We start from the raw sequence: 677 nt of genomic DNA, 5'->3' as shown, positions 1-677 counted from the left end.
AAACTATTTGGTGCCTCCACTTCATCCTGCACACTCGCATACTTATATGATCGTTTGATAAATGCGTATAGTGCTATAAGCGATATTGTTAATGGTATTAAATATTTCATAAGTTAGTCCTCCTCATATTTTCTTTGATTCCAAATATTCACTAACTTATCTACACTATCTGTATCTACATGTAACCATGTAGAAGGTCTCAGTTTACATTTTTTGTTTGTACATTCTACTAATGCTTTATTTATACAATATCTTAAGTCTGCCCGACCACCACAGAAGGGGCAAGGCTTCAAAAATTTTACAGTATCTTTTACCACAAGTTATCCCTCCAATAATGTTAATAATCTATTTATATCACTCGGTTTATGCCCATCCCATTCAGGTGCATTATCTAATTCCGCAACATTAAAGTAACTCCAATAATTTTTATGATAATGATATGAGTATTCACCTTGTTTAGTTGTTATGCCTACTACGAAATAATCATCAAACATAGTTCCATCATCATGTTTTAATGACTTCCACGCTCTATCTTTATATGTGTTACATATTACTGCGAAAAGTATTGCTCTATGGTGATATAATTCATCAAATGTATGCGACCCATCGCTAATATTCGATTTGTCTTGTAATTCATCTATATAATTATTTATTGTTTTCACTGATTTCATAAGTTA

2 protein-coding genes are annotated in these 677 nt (G+C 31.6%); both read right to left on the bottom strand.

What is annotated here, in order from left to right; all coding sequences use genetic code 11:
- Positions 1–113 precede the first annotated feature (113 nt).
- Positions 114–317, bottom strand: a complete 204-nt coding sequence (locus LQ694_RS15415; protein ID WP_152291815.1) for a Lar family restriction alleviation protein — start codon at positions 315–317, stop codon at positions 114–116.
- Positions 318–320: 3 nt separating this feature from the next.
- Positions 321–671 carry a WDGH domain-containing protein gene (locus LQ694_RS15410; protein ID WP_152291816.1) on the bottom strand — a complete coding sequence of 117 codons (351 nt, stop codon included), beginning with the start codon at positions 669–671 and terminating at the stop codon, positions 321–323.
- Positions 672–677 lie beyond the last annotated feature (6 nt).

The sequence above is a fragment of the Mammaliicoccus sp. P-M58 genome, assembly GCF_022386165.1.
Lineage (GTDB): Bacteria > Bacillota > Bacilli > Staphylococcales > Staphylococcaceae > Mammaliicoccus > Mammaliicoccus sciuri.
Note: the sequence above shows the minus strand (reverse complement) of the source record. Positions and strands in the feature narration are given on the sequence as shown.